This window comes from Pinibacter soli (assembly GCF_029961145.1).
Lineage (GTDB): Bacteria > Bacteroidota > Bacteroidia > Chitinophagales > Chitinophagaceae > Pinibacter > Pinibacter soli.
Genome location: NZ_JASBRG010000005.1, coordinates 218721 through 236457, shown reverse-complemented (window position 1 = coordinate 236457; position 17737 = coordinate 218721). Strand labels below are relative to the sequence as shown.

The window sequence follows — 17737 nt, the reverse complement described above, 5'->3', positions numbered from 1 at the left end:
CAAATAGTAGTGGGTGGTATCCCTCGTTTTGTGGTGATAGATAAAGACGGTAAAATGATAAACGCCAAATGTGGCATGCGTCCATCTAACCCGTTATTGAAGACAGAATTAATCAATAAAAATTAATAAAAGTTAACACAGCTAGCAATGAAAAAAATTCTGATGATGGCAGCGCTGTTCTTGTCCACGACAGCCTTTGCACAAATGAGCGAAATTCGAGGGGTGGCAAAAAATACAACCCTAAAAGAGATTTCTTTATTCAAAATTGTTGATGGTGAGATAGAGCTAATGGCTACTTCCTCAATCTCAAGTACCGGTGCTTTCGGTTTTCTGTTTGAACCGGAAAACGAAGGTTTTTTTGTAGTAGGCTATGACAAGTTGGGCTTAGCACAATGGCCATTATATTTGAAGAAAGGAGATAAAGCTTCAATAGCTACCGATGGTAAATGGATGAAATTTGTGGGACCTCAAACTCCTGAAAATACGGTATATTCCTCTTGGGTAAACTTGACCCAGGATATAAAGTACAAAGCAATCTACTTCATAGACCCTCCACTAAGTACATATAAAGATTTCTTCCCTGAGTTTGAAAAAGTACTTTCTCAAGTTGATGCATTTAAAAAAACCATCAAGACAAAGAATGCTACTTTTAATCATTTGATGAACTCTATAGCACGTTACGACATGGACTATTTGGCCCTGAATTTTCTTCTTACACCACGTAAAGCGCACCCAACAGAGGCAGAAAGGATGCCTTATTACAGCACGATAGAGCAAAAAAATAAATTTCCTGATGATGACATATTATCAATGCCCAACGGTATGAAGTTCATGAGATCGTATGCTAGTTTTACCGGTAAGCCTAAAAGCACTCTAAAGGAAAGATCGGAATACTTTACCACAGATGTGCAAAAGGGTGCGTATCTGATTGAAGTAGGAGCATCTTCTTTCAGAGACTATAGGGATTATACGAATTTCGTAAAAGAGTATAATCAGTACTTCCAGACGCCAAGCCTTCAGGAAAAAATTGATGCGGTAGGTAAAAAAATGTACCATGGCTCGCCAGGTGGAACGGCATGGGATTTCAATTTTGTTGATAAAGACGGCAAAATGGTTACAATGAAGGATTTAAAAGGCAAAGTTGTTTTGATAGATGTATGGGCAACCTGGTGTGGTCCATGTAAGCAAGAAATACCGTTCATGCAAAAACTGGAAGATGAACTACATGACAAGGATATCACATTTGTGAGTATCTCTATAGATAAGGATACGGATAAAGACAAATGGGCGGCGTTTGTAAATAATATGAAGATGGGCGGTGTTCAACTATTTGCAGGTAGCGCCGGAGGAAAATCGCTTGATCAGGTGTATACTATGCCGACAATACCACGTTTTATGGTTTTTGACCGCGATGGAAAAATTGTAAACCTTAAAGCACCACGTCCGAGTGATCCTGCTTTAAAAGCATTATTACTCCAGACTGTTGAAGGAAAAACAGGATCAACAGTTGTGCAAAAACCAGGATTACCTCCAGGTTTTAAAATGCCAGCATCAATGGGTGCGCAAAAACCAGTATCAACGGATGCGCAAAAGCCAGTATCAAATAATTAGTAAAAAACCAGTGGCAATCCAATAAAAGATTGCCACTGGTTTTTATAAAACGATTAATACAAAGAGAGAGATGAGCAAGTTATTGTGTTTTTTCGTAGGGCTATTGCTATGCCTTTGTAGCATGGCTCAAATGGCAGAGATCAGAGGCATTGTAAAACCAACACGATTTGCAGATAAAGATATTAGTCTTTTTACAGTACATGATGGAGCATTGGAAGCAATAGCTAATGCCGTTCTTGCAGGAGATGGTTCTTTCGGCTTTTTGTTTACTCCTTCACAGGAAGGATTTTACGCGGTGGGTTGGAAAGATGTTACAAGAGATTGCAATCCTGTGTACATTAAAAAAGGTGACAAGGCTACAGTTGAGATAGAAGGTAGAGTAATGACATTTATAGGAAAACAAACTGCTGAAAATGCGGCGGTGTCCAAATGGTTGGGGATAACAGATTCCATACACCATCTGGCAATCCATTCTGTAGAGAGTCACGAAGTTTTCTTTCCCGCACTGACCAAAGTGGCCGGTCAAATAGCTGCATTTAAGAAAACAATTAATACGCCTAATGCTGCATTCAATGCGTTGATGAAGGATGTAGTTACTTACGATCTGGACTTTTGTGCATTGACTTTTCTTCGTTTACCAAGAGCAGGTGTATTTCCTACGAAGGAACAACAGCCTCCATATTACAGGACCATTGTTGACCAAAATAAATTCAACAATAATCATGTACTAAAAATGATAACGGGAGGAAGGTACATCAGATTATATGCAGACTATGCCGTATCCGGTCGCGCAACGCTGGATGAAAATATTACAGTTTTTAATGACAAGGATGTAAAAGGTGCTTATATTTTGTCTGATGCACGTGCGCTACGGAGTATGAAAACTTATGCAGAGTTTGTTGCATTAATGGATAAATATGGACAATATTTTCAATCGCCGTACCATCAGTCAGTAACTAATAATTTAGGCATTAAAATATATAGCACTGATAAATCACCTTTAAAGCCGGCATTTAACTTTACTTGTGCTGATCAAACAGGTAAAATGGTATCTCTAAAAGATTTTAGAGGTAAGGTTGTATTGTTGGATATGTGGGCTAGCTGGTGCGGTCCGTGTCTGATGGAAATTCCCTCTCTGAAAAGACTTGAAAAAGAACTTGAAGGGGAAAATATTGCCTTCATTGGTGTATCAATGGACGAGTTTAGCGATAAACAAAAATGGTTAGATAAGATTAAAGAGAAAGGTTTGGAGGGCGTTCAGCTAATAGCAGGAGGAATGAAATCCAAAATAGCAACTGATTACGCTGTTGAGGCTATTCCGCGTTTTATGGTTTTTGATAAAAATGGGAACGTAGTGACAACTGACGCGCCTCGTCCTTCACACGCTGAAGCCTTAAAAACTTTATTACTTGATGAGTTGAAGAAGTAAGCAGCATGCGTTATAAGTTAGAAAAACGTATTGATTAAGATGTATTAAGTTTTATGAAAAAGATATTTTTATTATTAGCTTTTGTGCCTGTTTTGGGAGTGCTGCATGCTCAAACCAATGATGTATTGCAGAAAGAAGTGAAGCAAGCTATTAAAGATGCCTATGCTGCAACGGTGCGTATTAATAATTGTAATGCTGATATGCAGGTAATAGGAGGCAATTTTACCGGAGTAGTGGTGGATGCCAAAGGGATTATTCTTAGCGCTGAGCATGCTGTTAATCCGGACGAAATTTTTTTGATAACTTTTCCGGATGGGCGTCAGGTTAAGGGGAAGGGCTTAGGTTCTATTCCTTTTGCGGATGCAGCGATGATTTTAATTACCGATAAAGGGAAGTGGCCTGTTGCGAAAATGGGGTGGTCTTCTTTACTCGAAAAAGGAGTTCCTTGTATCAGTATCGCCTATCCCGGGTCTTTAGAGCATAGTCAACCTTCTATCAGGTTTGGATATGTGGTTGATCCAAAGGACAGAGGAACACAAGACCTTCAAACAACCTGTAAGATGGAACCCGGAGACTCCGGTGGACCTACGTTCGATTTGGAGGGGCGTGTGATTGGTATTCATAGCAAAATTACAAACGCAATTGGCGAGAATTTTGATGCGCCCATAGATGTTTTTAGGAAGTACTGGACGACATTGCAAGTACCTCAAAAGCATTTGGCATTTCTGGATGAAGATACATTTGCGTCAGGTAAAAAAAGTGCAGCATTGAACCCAGTTCCAGGACTGAACAATATGATTGCTGGTTTTAAAACACAAGATGCAGCATTTCAAAAAACGGTATTTGCAGTAAAGGATTCAGTTTCTCCTACGCTTGTTATCAATGGGACATTGATTAACCTGAAGGGAATAGCTCCTGTATCAAGAATAACCGGCAAGAGTTTTCTTGTTACCAAGAACTCTATGATTGGTCAATACCCAATGGTTGAATTGCCTTCAGGGCAATTCTTGCGTGCCAAAGTGGTTCGTCGCGATGAAAATACGGATCTGGCTTTATTGGAAATTTCTCAGGAAATATCAGATGGTGTTAATCTTCAAAAGAGAGCAGATACAGTTACATTCAAAGATTATGGTAACTTTTTAATTTCTCCAAAGCCACAAAGCGATGGTATCGTTAGTGTTATTAGTAATGGATTTCTGTCAATCCCTAAATTGCCTGACTATTATTTAGGGTTTAAAGCATTGGCTCGTACCGATGATCATCTGATGGTAGCAGCTGAGGTATATGCTGAAGTAGCGAAGGAAAAGACAAGAGACACAACAAGAGCAAGGGATGGTATTGCTTCCCATGACCAATTGATGAGCATCAATAACAAACCAATACTGAAACTGAAAGACATCACCAGTGAGTTATCTAAATATGATTACAACCAGACAGTATCCGTTCAGTATAAAAAAAGCACAGGGAATATTTATACAAAAGAGCTTCCTCTGAAACGTTATTATGTGCCGCAAAATAGTGTTAAGGACCTTTTCCCGGAAGGTAGAAGCCAAAGGATAGATAATTTTCAAAAAGTATTACTTCATGATGGGAATTTAGCTCCTGCAGATTGTGGCGGTCCTTTGTATGGCACTGACGGCGTGTTTTATGGCGTTAATATTGCCCGATATAGCCGTACTACCAGCTTGACTATTCCTGCGAAAGTAGTAGAGGTATTCGTGATGAATGCGATACAATAATGGATAATAGACAACCATGTTTTTTGATCCACAATTCTAATCTGGCAACCACAAACCCATCGTGCCAGCCGCTTACAACTACAGTGCCTAATATAAATTATCAGAATGTTGGAATGGATCTGATTTAAAAGGCGGTGCCAGTTGTAACGCAACCTGATGGGGCAGAAGCATGGGCCATTTGCGGAATTGAAAAAAATATCTGACAAGAAATAAACCATTAAAAAATTAAGTGTCAGCCGAAACAATAGCAACACCTTTTATTGAGAAGCAGGCGCATTTAAAATTTTCAACAAAAAATACAAATTTTAAAAGAGTATGAAAAAGATCACGATTGTTATCTGCTTTGTTATCGGACTAATGTCCGGTGCATTGGCACAAAAAAATACAACAGCAATTATTCAAGGGGAGAACGCCCGCGATATAAAGACGCCGTTGGAGTTATTTGCTGTAAAAGAAGGTGCTAAGGAAAAAATTGCCGTATCCTACCTAAACAAAGATGGAAATTTTGCATTCGCCATTCCCAATTGCGAAGAAGGTCTTTATTATATATGCGATACCGTGTATACCTGGTACAGTTCAAGATTTTATTTGAAACCGGGCGATAATGTGACAATCAAGTTTAAAGATAAAGAAGCATACGAAGTTATTTCCGGTTCTCCCGAAATGACAGTGTTGGCAAAGTGGAACGAATTGGCTGCCCCGGTAGCAAAAGCCGCACGTGATACTACCCAGTATCCAACTTTTTTTGCATCCTATCAAAAGTTGATGCCTCAGGCAGAAACATTTAAAAAACAAATAGCAACTAAGAATACCAAGTTCAATGCATTCATGAAAAGTATGGTTGATTGGGACATGAATGTGTGGCCCATTGCTATTTTAGTCATGCCAAAACCTGCAAGACCGGAAAGAGAACAATATCCTGCATTTTATGATGCTATAATAAAAAATACAACTTTCTCCTCGACATCCATTTTGCAATTCGGTAATGCGGCGGATTATATGCATATTTTCAGCGTCGTTAAGTATGCCTATTATGAAAAAAAATACGCAAATACAAAACCGACTACTTCGTCAATTTTAAAAGATGAAATAAATATAACGGACAATGATACCTTAAAAGGGATTGTCCTTGCCCATAGCCTTGCTTTGTTTAGAACGTACAACGATTTCACTGCGGCCACTGACCAATATAAAAAATATCTTTTAACACCGGTTGCAAAGGCCAAATATTTTGATCAACTGAAAAAAGTGAGTACGTTTTCCAAAGGCAGCTACGCTTACAATTTCGAATACGAAAATAGTTTAGGAAAAAAAGTTTCCCTCAGCGATTTAAAAGGTAAAATAGTGGTAGTTGATATTTGGGCTACCTGGTGCGCACCTTGTAAAGCGGAAATGCCTTTCATGAAGAAGTTGGAAGACGAAATGAAAGCAGCGAATGCGCCTGTAGAGTTTGTGAGTATTTCTACAGACGGTGCCAATCAAAAGCAAGTGTGGCTGGACTATGTTCAAAAAAATGCATTGGGTGGTGTTCAATTGAATACAGGTGGAAAGCAAGATTTAATGGAATTTTATTCTATTGCAGCCATTCCGCGTTTCATTTTGATTGATGCAGATGGCAAATTAATTACAGCCAGTGCGCCAAGACCTTCCAATCCTGACCTGAAAAAAATGCTTATGGCGGCTATTGGCGGCGACGACAAAAAAGATAACGCTGCAAAATAATTATTGCACGATTCTCTAATAGTGTAAACTGTTCCTAAAGATAAAAGGCTTGCTTTGACTAACAATTCACCTGAGTTGTTGGTCGAAGCAAGCCTTTTACTCCGCCTGGGCAATTTCAGAAAAATATTTCTATCATTTTGAAGAAGAATATATGTTGGTACATCTGTTCCGCAGGAAAATGTTCCTGCTTTTATTTGTAGCACTCGCCGTCTTAACAAGTGTTGGCAGCGCACAAAAAACGTTTATACCGGATTCATTGGTGTCTGCGCTGAACCGTTCGTTTCAAACCAGAGATGCAAGCGTTTACAGGCTATTTCTTGCTTCCGACTTTTCTGTAGGAGTGTATAGTCGCCCTTCTGCTGAGGGTGTGCTGCAAAACATAGCAGAACACTTTTCCCTCGATTCGCTTCGCTTGAAAACGATGGTAACGTCAGGCGAAAAAAAACGCATGGTTTTACAAGGTTTCAGCGAGGGAAAATCCATTGAAACGGCCGCTTGGTTGAACGATAGAAATGAGTTGCTATACGTTGACCTTTTCGATCAATTGTGTGGCGTTGATAAATATCAGCGTTCAATACTTAAAGCCCGCATTCCATTTCAAATGGTAAACGGGTTTATTGTGGTAACGGCCCGGCTGAATCAAAGCAGTCGCCCGCTGAGGCTGATGTTTGATACCGGCGCCGATGGTATGGCACTGAAAAAATCTGTAGCTGATTCGCTGGGCCTGGTAAAGAGTCGCAGACAAAATACTTCAGTGGTAGGCGCTAGCATGGAGGTGTCTATTTCTTCGGACAATACACTGCACTTAGATACACTAACGATACCTAAAAACAATATTGCTCTTTTTGAAAGCATCGGCGGCGGTCTGGATGGTATTTTGGGCAATACGCTTGCCCGCCGTTTTATCACTAAAGTGGATTTCGACAAGATGGTTATAGAATTATACAACTTCGGTAACTATGCTTTTGAAAAAGAAGGGACCACGGTGGCGGTAAGGCTTGCTAATGGTGTACCGGTTGTTCCGGGTATTCTAAAAGTTGGAACACAGGAAGCAGGGGCAGATTTCGTTTTCGACACCGGCGCCGGCTACTACCTTGTTGGATTTGGGCCATTTGTCGAAAATCACCAGCTGCTCACCAGTGGTTTTTTGCCTTACAGCAGCGGCACTACAGTTAGCCTGGGGCATGCCTCCACTTCAGTAACCGGTGATTTTGATAAGTTGAACCTAGGCTCCTTGGAACTGAAGCATTTTCCTGGCGTGTTACAGGTCTACGAAACCGGCGACGAAAAATGGGCCGGTGACAGGGCCGGCTCGCTAGGGATTAAAATGTTGCACAGGTTTAATTTTACGCTCGATTTAGGAAGACAACTCGTTCATTTTACGCCCAACAAAGCCAGTGGGCTGCCATACGATTTCGTACTCAACGGCGTTTATTTTACATTCAATGAGAAAGAGCAATTAGTAGTTGAATCGGTGACAAACGAAAACATGGCGCAGAAAATCCTGAGAGGAGATGTTGTGGTTTCAATTAACAACCTTGAGGCCGCGCAGTTGGTCACTAATCCGGAAAAAATAAACCTGTTGTTGTCTGCCCCGGAAAAAGGCTATACGTTACAGTTGCAAAGGCGGGATAGTGTGCAAAGTCTGCAGTTGTAAGCATTAAAGTGCAAAACTGTGTTTTCTGTCCACGTTTTTCGTTTTTTTGATTGGTTAAAAAATGTTCACTCACAGACTGAAAAAGAAGGGGAAAACCAGGTGAAAGCGGGGCGTATTTTGGTAAACTTTTTTCCGCCGTAATCCTTGCTGAATGGGCTTTTTTTCATTTTCCAGTGAACAAAATTTGGGAAAAATTTTGTTCACCAGAATATTGATTTCTTTTGTACTTTTTTGATATGCCTAAAAACAAAAAAGCCAGCAAAATCAATACTTTGCTGGCTTTTAGCTGGTTTCGAAACCCTATTTCGTGACCCTGTCAGGATTCAAACCTGAAACCTTTTGATCCGTAGTCAAATGCTCTATTCAATTGAGCTACAGGGCCATTCCCTCAACGGGGTTGCAAAAATAAGACGCCGATATTGATTTGCCAAAATATTTCCGCATTTTTTTAAAATAATTGAACCACAATTTGTTGGACCTGCGTCATTATCCTCATCCTATTGTGTGTTATACGGGTTTGCCATCACGATTTTCTTTACTTTTCCCCAAGGTTCTATCAGGCAATGGTCCCTGGTAGTAGGAAAAAATCCGCGTAGACCCGCCAAATCAGTGTTATCTGCGTGCCCAGTGTTTTTTTGTTATATTTTATTAAGTCTAATAAGAAGTAAGAGCCAACAATGAATTGAAAATTGAGGATAAGAAGGAGCGCCTGCCTAATGACTTTAGTCGGGCAGGCAGATTTGATGATTTGTTACGATCTACTACTTAATGATCATGGAAGATTGTGACAATCATGAAAATCTGTCGCACCTTTAAAGTGTTGCAAAGTCTGCATCAGAAAATCTGTGCAAATCAGTCAAATCGGCGTCATCTGCGGGCTCATTACTCCGCCTGCGGGATAAAAAATTCTTTCTTCGGAATTAAAACTTTGCTTTCTCCATTTTCATCCAGCAAAACAATTTCTCCGGGGGATTGAACGATGCCTTCTTTTTTATTGCCTGCGATATCAATTTGCAGGTGAGTATTACCGTTAGGGTCGTTAAAAATTTGGTAGTAGCCGTCAGTATGTTGTTCCAAACTCGCATAGAGATGTACAATACCATTGATGGCAGTGTATCTTCCAAGGGAACGTCCGAATACAAGTTCAGAGTTGTCCATTGCCCATGGTTCCTGTTTCAAAAAGTTGTCGAATTCTTTTTTATTTACTGACATAACACTAACGCGGTTTATGGTTAGAAAATCAGCGAAAAAAGTAGACATTTTTCAGGGATGGCACAACAGATTTCGTGTTAAGAAAACATTACGTGTTAAAACTTTTGGCTGCCAATGCTGCGTAGTTTGTTTTTGCCATCCCGGAGGCGGTTGAGATTAAAAATAATGCCTTAAAAGACAGCGAAGTATAAAAAAAATAATGAATCCGAATGTTTTAAAAACTTAACATTGCCAATATTATCAAATTATTAAATTTGAGTAGAGCGACTTTTTAATTAAAAAAATTAGTAATGTCAAAAAAGAATCTTACCACCGAAAAGAGCGCGAAAAAAACGCTACGTACTCAGATTGAAGATAAACTGTTTTCGACCTTTGAAGACTTAAAGTCTAAAGTAGGAGAGAAGAAATTTAACCGCCACGTAAAAAAAGCCAGTAAGATCCTCGCCGCCGGCGCAAAAGATCCCAAACCCAAAAAAGTGAAGAAGGCGGCGAAACCGACAAAAGATACCAAGGCTGAAAAAGCCGCGGAACATGTTAGTTGATAAAGTAAAAAATAAAAATTCAAAAAAGAGGGTTCCCGATACGTTATGAAAGGTAGCGCATAAAACCATCTACCTTTTTACTTTTACCTTTTGAATTAGCCATTAGTATCATTGTTAATAGTGACAAACTTAAGGTCTGTTTTATACAGGCCTTTTTTTATGCCGGTAACTGACTGAATAAACTGCATAAAGCCAGCGCGTCATTGCGAGGCCTGCGAACGAAGGAGAAATGCTCGGCTAATTAATGACAGGTCAAAATAAGACCAGCGGCCGAAGCAACCTCCATTCGCGACTTGCAGGGGATTGCTTCGCCCCGCTCGCCGCTATTTGTAATTGCTTTCATCATCCAACCGTGCGGTCTCCCAGGGTCTCGCAATGACGTACCGCAGCGTGTTTTTTATGATTAAAGAAATGAATATTTGAGTGCTTGAATAACTGAACAATGACGTTAACCCGCGTTCCTTTTAACAATTAACAGCTATCAACTCTCCGCTTTCAATTTTCAATTTTCCACTCTCCTAGGTGTTTCTACTCGGTTATTTTTTTGCGCATTTATGCTCAAACAATCAAAAAATCACAATAGTATTTTTACAAGGAGCAGAAAAAATAGTCTGATAAAGTGCAGACAACACATGTGAGTTTTTGGATAAACACTGTTTAACTGCCAGATGATCCATAAACACCAAAACCAATCATAATTGCAATGAGAACAAAGCATGCATTCCTCTTTTGTGTCTTCTTTCTTCTTACTATTGCGTCACGCCTTTCCGCCCAGGACTTTACCGTTGGTACCGGCTCTGTAGGAAACGGCGGTACAACCTATCCGTCGCCCTTGCCGGGTGCCGTTGAGGGAAGTAGATCGCAATACCTGTTTCGTGCAAGCGAATTGCAGGCCGCAGGGCTTACGCGGGGTTATATTACCGGTTTAAAGTACAACGTAGTGAGCGTGAACAATGCCAGTGGTCTCCGCCAATATTCCCTGAAGATGGACACAACAAGTGTGAACTCCCTTCAATCTACTACCTGGGAAAACTCTCCGGCGGTACTTTACTCCAATTCGAATCTTACGCCTACAACGGGCGTAAACTCATACCCGTTCACGAACAAATTTTTCTGGAATGGAACAAGCAACCTTCTGGTTGAAATTTGCGTTAACGGAGGCACTGGTATTAGTAATAATGAAACAGCTAATGCTACCGTGGCATGGACAACGGGTTTGTCATTTAATGCATCGCATACCTATGGCGCGAATGATATTACCAACTTTTGTACAATTGGTACAACAACCGAATTAGGTACTGCTACTACAAGGCCGAATATTACATTCACCTGGACAGCAGCTCCTCCTGATTGTAATGGTGCTCCGGATCCTGGAACCGTTAGTTCAAACCAGTCACAGGTTTGCCCGACCGACAACTTTACCCTAACTGCGGTACATCCTGCAACCATAGGTTTGGTTACTCAGTGGCAATATTCTACAAATAACGTTACGTGGAATAATATTTCAGGCGCAACAACAGATGTGCTTACTACTACGCTGGCTGCCACTACTCCGTTAGCTCCTTCCACCTATTACAGGCAAATGGACTCTTGTATGCTTAGCCGTCAAACTGCCTACTCCCCAAGTGTGCTGGTGAACAGAATTGGAGGTGTGCAGGGAACATTCGTTATTAATAATTCTTTGCCAACAACGCCGGTAACAGGGCCGTTCAAATCATTTAATGATGCATACAATAATATCAAATGCGGCATTAGCGGACCTGTTGTATTTAACGTGGTAAATACTGGTACTCCATACAATGAGCAGCTTATTATAAACAGCGTTTTTGGAACCTCTGCAACAAACACGATCACGTTCAATGGTAATGGTGCTACAATTAACTACCTGGCTGCCACTAATGCAACAGCGCCGGTGATCAGATTGAACGGCGCACATCACGTGATTATTGACAACCTTAATATCACCGCACTTGGAAACACCGCTTCACAATTTGGTTGGGGTGTCCATCTGACCAACGATGCCGATTCCAATACGATCAGCAGATGTAATATTACTGTTGATCCTGTACAATCAAACAACTATGCAGGTATTGTGATGAGTGGAGGCACTAGCCCGGCTTCAAATGGTTCGAATTGTGACAGCAATTCAATCAGAAACAATACCATCAAGGGAGGGCAATACGCTATTTCTATTATGGGCGGTACAAGTACTGGAGCGGACTATCCTGTCAATAGAAACCAGGTTCTCAATAACACGATACAGGACTTTGGAGCTTACGGTATCTATATGAGCAATAACCTGATGACGAGGGTTGAAGGCAATGATTTCTCAAGACCTTTACGCTCAACCACAGGCGGTTCACTTATGGGTGTTTACTTAACCGGTACAAACGTTGCCAATTTTATTTCCAAGAATAAGATACATGCGATGTTCAATGCCAGTTACACTTTCAATGGAAGTTTTTATGGCATATACTTTAGTACTGCCAATGGTTTTGCCGGCTCTGAGAACGTGGCATCCAATAATGAGATTTACGACATTAAATGTTTGGGTACCATTTATGGTTTGGCAAACAGTGGTTCAAGCTATGCTAACTACTACTACAACACAGTGGTGATTGATGACATAAATACTGCCGCAACTGTCCAGACCTATGGCTTTTATGCGACTAACCAGGTTGCCTTTGTAGATATAAAAAATAATATTTTCTCTATCGTGCGTGGCGGAACGGCGCTGAAATATGGCATGTGTATGGCATCCAGCACGCTGTCATTATTTACCATAAACTACAATAACTATTTCAGCAACGGACATCCTACATACAGCACGGGGTATTATAACAATACGGCTTTCGCTACACTGGCCGATTGGCAAAAAGCTACAAAATTCGATACTACGTCTGTTGCTGTTGATCCGGCTTTCAAAAATCTTTCAACAGGGGACCTAACACCAACATCAGCTGCGATGATGAACAAAGGTACACCTGTTGTTACGCTTGATGATATCGCCAGCGCAGCAAGAGATACGAAGACGCCGGATGTAGGCGCTGTTGAATATAACCTGCCGGGTTGTACCACATCATTCCTTCCGGGTGATGCATTTGCAAACGTTGGTTACGCAACCTGCGTAGGCAAGTCAGTTATTTTGAACCTGAAAAATAATGATGTTGGTTTAGGGTTAACTTATCAGTGGCAAACAGCTACCAGCGTTGCAGGTACATGGTCAAATTTATCGACACCATTAGTTGCGCCGCCATATACATTCAATGCGGGCAATAATACAATATATTATCGTGCTGCAGTGGCTTGTAACGGTGGTACGCCTCAATATACTGTTCCTATACAAATTGTGATCGGCGGTTATTTCCCTGCGGGTACATATACGATCGACCAGACGCAGGCGACCGATCCTGTAGGTACGAAAAACTTTAATTCATTTAAAGATGCTGCATCTGCTATCAGTTGCGGTATTGCAGGCCCGGTAGTGTTCAAAGCAAAACCAGGCGTGTACAACGACCATATCAGAATTGGCGTAATTGGCAACAGCTCTGCAGTAAATACCGTTACCTTCCAAAGTGAAAGCGGAAACCCCGCAGGCACTGAATTGACGTACAACGCACCGGACGGTAACAATAACTATACAGTGCAATTGGACAGCGCAAGCAATGTCACGTTCAAAAATCTTACAGTATCTGCCACCAACGCAGTGTACGCAAGGGCATTTGATCTGATGAATATCGCATCAAATGACAGCATTGTGAATTGCGTGGTAAATTCTGTAAAACCGCCTGCCAGTTATTTTAATGGTCAAACTGACGTTACAGGTATATATGCCGGAACAAACTATACAGGTGGAAAACTGGTGATCAAAGGAAATACCTTTCATAAAGGAGCCCGGGGTATATACATTAGCGGCTTGAGTTCCCCGTTTCCTGTATCAACGGTTTTCTTCTCTCAAAATGATGTGATAGAAGGTAACCTGTTCGACAGCTGTTATCAACAGAGCATTTATGCTTCCAATGCAAGCAGTATTAGAATTGTTAACAATACTATTCCCGTAAAAACTGCTAACGCCGGTATTGGCACAGCTCCAGCTACGTCTGGCATTTACATGAACAACTGTGACAGTGCCAATGTAATTACGGGTAACTATATTACTCTTGAAAACAACACCGGTTATATTTACGGCATATACATGACAGGCAATAATGGAACTCCTAATGCCCACGGTAAGGTCATGAACAATAAAATTTATGGTCTTACAGGTTTAACCAACCAAACGGTAGGTTTGTACAATACTGGAACAACAGCTGTGCCTGGAAGTTATACTGATTTCATTAATAATGAAATCAGTGTGTCATCAAGCGTTTCAGGCGCAACCAATAGTGCAATCTGTGTGGCTCTGTTTAGTCAAAACGGGATATACACAAACTATTACAACAACTCATTGTTGAATACTGCACCCGGAGGTGGCTTTAATGTGGCGTTGTGGGCAGATCACCCGCAATTTAACTATGGTGGGAACACAAATGTGCTTAACAACATCATAGTGAATAGAGGAGCTGGTCCTGCTATCTACTACCAAAATGCTTCCTGTGGAATGATGAACGTAGACTATAATTTGATGTATACCGGCGGTCCGATGCTTGTGAGGCAATACCCAATCGGCACAGATTATCCGGATCTTGCGTCATGGAGAAAACTGTATGCATCAGATTACAATTCCCTTGTTTACAACCCTGCGTTTACAAGTACGGCTAACCTTCAACCGCTTGCTTCTGATCCAGCCTCATGGTCGATGCAGGGACGCGGTGTTCAGATAGCAGGAAACAATGTAGATATTAACGGTAATGCACGCCCTGTTTTATTAACAGATGGTGTTCCGGATATTGGTGCATATGAGTTTGACCCAACTGTAGCGCCTCCTGATCTGGTTGCTACGCCGGCAACTCCTGCACCCGGAATTACACAGTCGTTCTCTTTCGGAACGGATACTGTAACAAGAATTACATGGGATCCTTCAGCGGCAGTGCCTACAGCAATTTCATTGAAACGTTACAGTGGCAGAATACCTGCAGGCCTGAACCCAACAACGCAATCTATGTATTACTATGTTGCTGCAAATGTTACAGGCAGCGGTCCTTTCAAATACAAAATGCAGCAGAACTTTATCGACTCGTGGATGAGAAATCTTCCTAGCAAGTCCGGAATTAAAACAGGACAAACAAATGCATCCAACACCTGGGTGGTAAGTGGCGCAAGTGCTATTGATTCATTCAACAATATTTATTCAGACACGGCTTTAACATTGCTGGACAAGTTTACAGGGATGACCGATGGCAAGATACCGGTACAACCTGTGTACACAACAACGCCGGATAGTTCTAATACAGGAACTCGTTTTTGGGCACCTTACCCTTCTAACGGTAATATGCTGCAACAAAACAACCAGACGTTTAAATTTATTCTTGCCTCGACAGTAGCGACACAAGCAACAGTAACTGTCCATGGAACTGGGTACAGTAAAACCTACTCAATACCTGCAGGTGGTACGGTGTTAACAGACGAAGTGCCGAAATGGGGCGCAATGGACGCTCGCATGATCACAGAAGGATTGTCTAATCGTGCGGTACTGGTTGAAAGTAAGGATCCGATTACCGTGGCAACAACATTAGATCTTAATACTTCAACCGCTTATTCAACGGCAACAATACAGCCGACAGGTACTTATGCTAAAGAGTACAAAACTTTAGGCACAGCCCAATATAGCTCTATAAAACCTGATCTTAATTACATGGGAACTTCCTGGGTAACTGTTATTGCCGACAATGATAATACAGTGGTGCAAATTACGCCGTCTGGCGCAACAGTGGGTGGCCAGGCAGCAGGTGTGCCATTCCAGGTTACACTTAACAGGGGACAAGCTTATCAAATATTGGGTGCATACATCAAAATACACTCGATAACTGGTACTACTGGCAGTTTCAGTTATGAGAGTGTTGATTTAACAGGAACAACAGTTGTTTCCTTACCTAACTCAGCAGGAAAATGTATGCCGGTTGCAGTGTTCAATGGTAGCAGCGGAACGAATATCTTATGCAATGAAGACCAGGTACAAATAGAAAGATACATCTACCAGCAAAGCTTTCCGATGCAGGCATGGGGCAAAAAATTCCTTACCGCTCCACTGGCAACAAGAAACAGTAAGAGTCAGTTGTTGTACACCCTATATCGTGTAATGGTAAAGGATCCAGCAACTGTAGTGAAGGTGAATGGATCGGTATTGAGCGGTTTAAGAAACAATACATTCTATCAGTTTTCATCGAACATTCCTCAATATATTGAAGCAAATAAGCCTATAACGGTTTCTCAGAATATGACGTTTGCTGGTAGTGCTACTATTAATGCCTGCGGAAACGAGGCGTATTCTAACCCAGGAACGGGTGGAGCGATGACCTACCTGACACCTATTGGACTTGGAGTAAAAAATGCGGTGGCTTACAGAAAAGTATTTGACTTAAGTTACATCACTGCGATAGTTCCAACCAAAGCACTGTCTTCCTTTAAAATTGATGGAAGCGGTACATTCGATTCCACTTACGTACATCCGCAAAATGCAGGTTACACAGTTGTGATGAAAAGCTTCCCTGCAGGCGCCGGGTTCTCTGTGATCACTTGTGATAGCAACTTTACAGCGATAGATCACATGCCAAACGGCAGTGCCGCATACCTTTATAATGTAGGCTACCAGGTACCAAGAGTAAATGTGAATGGTTACTACAACAACGTTTACAATAACATAGGTACAAGAAGTGCTTACACTTGCGCGGGTACAACGTTTAAACCAACTATCTACCTGCCAGTTGCAGCGAAGAGCATAACATGGAAACTGAGCGCAGCTCCGGGTGCTACTCCATCAACAGATGTAACGGTAAACAATCCTGTAGCAGTAGATACAGTAGAAATGAACTCACAGGATTATTATGAGTACACTTTGAATCAGCCGGTATCATTCGCTACGACAGGCAATGATACCATTCCGGTGAGTGTAACATATGCTGCATCCAACCCACTTAGCTGTGATCAAACAGTTACCGGTGGTGTGCCTGTGGTGGTGAAACAAGCTCCGGATGCTAACTTCTCTGTAGTATACGATAATTGCATATTCACTACCGCACAGTTTACAGAAAAAGGTACGGTGTCTAATGGCGCTGCATTCGATCGCTGGAGCTGGAACTTCGGTGACAATACAACCGCAAACATTAAGAACCCAACCAAGAAATGGAACCAGACAGGTTCGTTCAACGTAGGACTGATGGAAATTGCAAATGATGGTTGCTTCGATAGTACCAGTCAGAAAATTGCAGTGAACTATTGCGACAATGTCTTCATACCAAACAGCTTTACACCAAACGGCGATGGTCACAACGATCAGTTTAAAATATACGCCAGCAACGTGACGGAAATGAAGATGATGATCTTCAACCAGTGGGGTCAAAAAATATTTGAAACAACAAACATGGCCAGTGGATGGGATGGCACATTAGGCGGAAAGCCGCAGCCATCAGGCGTGTACATGTATGTGTGCAGAATTGTTTTGACCAGTGGAGAGGTTGTTGAGAAAAAAGGAAGCATCAACTTACTCAGATAATATTTAAGATAAACACTGCCCGTTGGCGAAGGTCCATCTGAAAATGGTGGACCTCCTGGCCGGCCGGGAAAGTAAAAGACAGTTTGGAAAACCAGGTGTTTTTCTGAAACAGAAAACAAAAAGAAATATCCATAGTGAAGAGCTCTGTAATAATAAAAACGGAAAAGAAGCGGG

General features: G+C 41.4%; 8 protein-coding genes and 1 tRNA gene. 7 read left to right on the top strand and 2 right to left on the bottom strand.

Annotation, left to right across the window (positions count from 1 at the left end; all coding sequences use genetic code 11):
- Positions 1 to 147: 147 nt before the first annotated feature.
- The 5 genes from QJ048_RS08460 to QJ048_RS08440 all read left to right on the top strand — a co-directional run bounded on the left by QJ048_RS08460 (position 148) and on the right by QJ048_RS08440 (position 8158).
- Positions 148 to 1611, top strand: coding sequence for a TlpA family protein disulfide reductase (locus tag QJ048_RS08460; RefSeq protein WP_282333902.1), 1464 nt, complete (start codon positions 148 to 150; stop codon positions 1609 to 1611).
- A 70-nt stretch (positions 1612 to 1681) separates the two neighbouring features.
- Positions 1682 to 3040, top strand: coding sequence for a TlpA family protein disulfide reductase (locus tag QJ048_RS08455; RefSeq protein WP_282333901.1), 1359 nt, complete (start codon positions 1682 to 1684; stop codon positions 3038 to 3040).
- A gap of 53 nt (positions 3041 to 3093) precedes the next feature.
- Positions 3094 to 4779: a S1 family peptidase gene (locus QJ048_RS08450; RefSeq protein WP_282333900.1), complete on the top strand. Its 1686-nt coding sequence runs from the start codon at positions 3094 to 3096 to the stop codon at positions 4777 to 4779.
- Positions 4780 to 5094: 315 nt separating this feature from the next.
- The gene (locus QJ048_RS08445; protein WP_282333899.1) at positions 5095 to 6501 is read left to right on the top strand and encodes a TlpA family protein disulfide reductase; all 1407 of its coding nucleotides are present in this window, start codon (positions 5095 to 5097) and stop codon (positions 6499 to 6501) included.
- Between the two features lie 151 nt (positions 6502 to 6652).
- Positions 6653 to 8158 carry an aspartyl protease family protein gene (locus tag QJ048_RS08440; RefSeq protein WP_282333898.1) on the top strand — a complete coding sequence of 502 codons (1506 nt, stop codon included), beginning with the start codon at positions 6653 to 6655 and terminating at the stop codon, positions 8156 to 8158.
- A 308-nt stretch (positions 8159 to 8466) separates the two neighbouring features.
- Here QJ048_RS08440 and QJ048_RS08435 read toward each other — a convergent pair.
- A tRNA-Arg gene (locus QJ048_RS08435) sits at positions 8467 to 8540 on the bottom strand.
- A 500-nt stretch (positions 8541 to 9040) separates the two neighbouring features.
- Positions 9041 to 9370, bottom strand: coding sequence for a hypothetical protein (locus QJ048_RS08430; RefSeq protein WP_282333897.1), 330 nt, complete (start codon positions 9368 to 9370; stop codon positions 9041 to 9043).
- A gap of 290 nt (positions 9371 to 9660) precedes the next feature.
- On the opposite strand from QJ048_RS08430, the gene QJ048_RS08425 reads away from it, so the two are divergent.
- Together QJ048_RS08425 and QJ048_RS08420 are read left to right on the top strand one after the other, a co-directional pair.
- Entirely contained in the window at positions 9661 to 9912 is a 252-nt protein-coding gene (locus tag QJ048_RS08425; protein ID WP_282333896.1) for a hypothetical protein, read from the top strand.
- Between the two features lie 703 nt (positions 9913 to 10615).
- Complete coding sequence (locus QJ048_RS08420) at positions 10616 to 17563, top strand: T9SS type B sorting domain-containing protein (RefSeq protein ID WP_282333895.1); 6948 nt, start codon at positions 10616 to 10618, stop codon at positions 17561 to 17563.
- Positions 17564 to 17737 lie beyond the last annotated feature (174 nt).

Coding starts and splice junctions, on each gene's coding strand:
- QJ048_RS08440 (WP_282333898.1), top strand. CDS start 6,653: ATGTTGGTACATCTGTTCCGCAGGAAAATGTTCCTGCTTTTATTTGTA.
- QJ048_RS08460 (WP_282333902.1), top strand. CDS start 148: ATGAAAAAAATTCTGATGATGGCAGCGCTGTTCTTGTCCACGACAGCC.
- QJ048_RS08420 (WP_282333895.1), top strand. CDS start 10,616: ATGAGAACAAAGCATGCATTCCTCTTTTGTGTCTTCTTTCTTCTTACT.
- QJ048_RS08450 (WP_282333900.1), top strand. CDS start 3,094: ATGAAAAAGATATTTTTATTATTAGCTTTTGTGCCTGTTTTGGGAGTG.
- QJ048_RS08455 (WP_282333901.1), top strand. CDS start 1,682: ATGAGCAAGTTATTGTGTTTTTTCGTAGGGCTATTGCTATGCCTTTGT.
- QJ048_RS08430 (WP_282333897.1), bottom strand. CDS start 9,370: ATGTCAGTAAATAAAAAAGAATTCGACAACTTTTTGAAACAGGAACCA.
- QJ048_RS08445 (WP_282333899.1), top strand. CDS start 5,095: ATGAAAAAGATCACGATTGTTATCTGCTTTGTTATCGGACTAATGTCC.
- QJ048_RS08425 (WP_282333896.1), top strand. CDS start 9,661: ATGTCAAAAAAGAATCTTACCACCGAAAAGAGCGCGAAAAAAACGCTA.